Raw genomic sequence first — 2,014 nt, forward strand, 5'->3', positions numbered from 1 at the left:
GGTGAATAATTGATGCTTGCGGCATTTTTTGGACGATCGCAGCTTTTGTCCCTTGCGCGCCTGTGATGGCTTGGGTGTTGAGCAGAGGCGCGATCGCGATCGCTTCAGCTTCGGCTCCAGGTAGAGGAGACAATTGCTGTTTGGGAGCTCCGAGATAGGCAGACACGATCGGCATCGTGGGATTGCCCAAGACTAGAGCCCTGCCGCGATCGTTGGCTGGCTTCTGTGCTAACTTCTGTCGTTGTTGCCGGGTTAAATCCAACACTTGAATCGAAGGGGCGGTGAGAATGGTGTGTTTCTCGATTAAGTAAGTGCCGTTGGCATCTTGCAGGGCGGGGAAGGGCACCTGGAAGAGTGATCGTTGAGGAATGAAAATGACGTGGGCATTGGGGTCTTTTGGTAGGAGACTGGCAATTGGATCGATCAGCAATTGATGCAGCGTCGGTAAGTCGGGTTGGGGTTGGGTGGAGCCTAGACTGCTCCGACTGCGGACAGCGAGGAATTCTTGATTGCCCACGATCAAGCTGGCTAGAGAGGCGTTGTATTTTTGCCAAAGGGGTTTGAGGTCAACTTGGCGGAAGGTAATTTCGCCTGTCGGTTGAATCGCCCAGATGTAGAGCGCAGATTCACGCGGTTCGCTTTTTCCCTGAATCTGAAATTCGTTGTAGATGATGGAATACTGCACCAAAGTGGCGTTCTGTGCTTTGGCGATTTGTCGGATTTGATCTTGGTTGGGAGCAGTGGCGATGACCGAATTGGCATCACCAGTTGATAAGCGCTCTGTCATGAGATCGACAAAGGCGCGGGCACGTCCCCGTTCGGCAATTTCTAAAGCGGCGATCGGGTTATTCTGAGCCACACGAACTTGTTGTAGAAGGCGATAGGTGCGAGCTTGTTCTTCAAAGATGGAGACTTTATTAGCGTCGTTGGAGCCGAGCATTTGCCGCATCGATTCCCAAACTTGAATCCCATTCACGAGCATTTTTTCAGCTTCTGTTAGATTGCCAGCCTCGAAGAATGCCGCTCCGAGGTTGTTGAGCGCCCCACCCTCGCTCTGGCGGTTTTTAATTTCGCGGGCGATCGCTAAGCACTGCTCTGAATACTCAATGGCTTGGGCATAGTTGCCCAGATTGATGTAAACGGCTCCCAAATTGCCCAATGCCAGACCCTCTCCTCGACGGTCTTTAATTTCGCGGGCGATCGCTAACTGTTGCTGGGTATACTCAATGGCTTTAGCATAGTTGCCCAGAAAGCGGTAAGCGATTCCCAAATTGCCCAGTGCATTCCCTTCCCCGTCGCGGTTTTTGATTTCGCGGGCGATAGCTAACTGTTGCTCTGAATACTCAATGGCTTGGGCATAGTTGCCCAGATTGATGTAAACGATTCCCAAAGTGCCCAGTGCATCCCCTTCCCCTTTGCGGTCTTTGATTTCGCGGGCGATCGCTAACAGTTGCTGTGCATACTCAATGCCTTTGGCATAAGTGCCCAGAGAGATGTAAGCGGCTCCCAAATTACCCAGTGCCGCACCTTCCCCTCGGCGGTGTTTTATTTCGCGGGCGATGGCTAAACTCTGCTGTGCATACTCGATGGCTTTGGCATAGTTGCCCAGAGAGAGGTAAGCACCTCCCAAATTCCCCAGTGCATTCCCTTCCCCGTCGCGGTTTTTAATTTCGCGGGCGATGGCTAAACTCTGCTGTGAATACTCAATGGCCTTGCCATAGTTGCCCAAATAGAGGTAAGCATTTCCCAAATTGCCCAGTGCATTCCCTTCCCCGTCGCGGTTTTTAATTTCGCGGGCGATGGCTAACCACTGCTGTGTATACTCAATAGCTTTGCCATAGTTGCCCAGATATTTGTAAGCCTCTCCCAAAATGCCCAGTGCTGCCCCTTCCGCTTGGCGGTTTTTGATTTCGCGGGCGATCGCTAAGCACTGCTGTGAATACTCAATGGCTTTGGCCGAGTTGCCCAGAGAGAGGTAAGCACCTCCCAAATTCCCCAGTGCATTCCCTTCCCC

1 protein-coding gene is annotated in these 2,014 nt (G+C 52.2%); it reads right to left on the bottom strand.

Features of this window, described 5'->3' with window-relative positions:
• On the bottom strand, positions 1–2,014 hold a 2,014-nt coding region (locus QT974_RS30805), incomplete at both ends, for a CHAT domain-containing protein (protein ID WP_333472176.1).

The organism is Microcoleus sp. BM001215392, from assembly GCF_036700185.1.
Taxonomy (GTDB): Bacteria; Cyanobacteriota; Cyanobacteriia; order Cyanobacteriales; family Microcoleaceae; genus Microcoleus.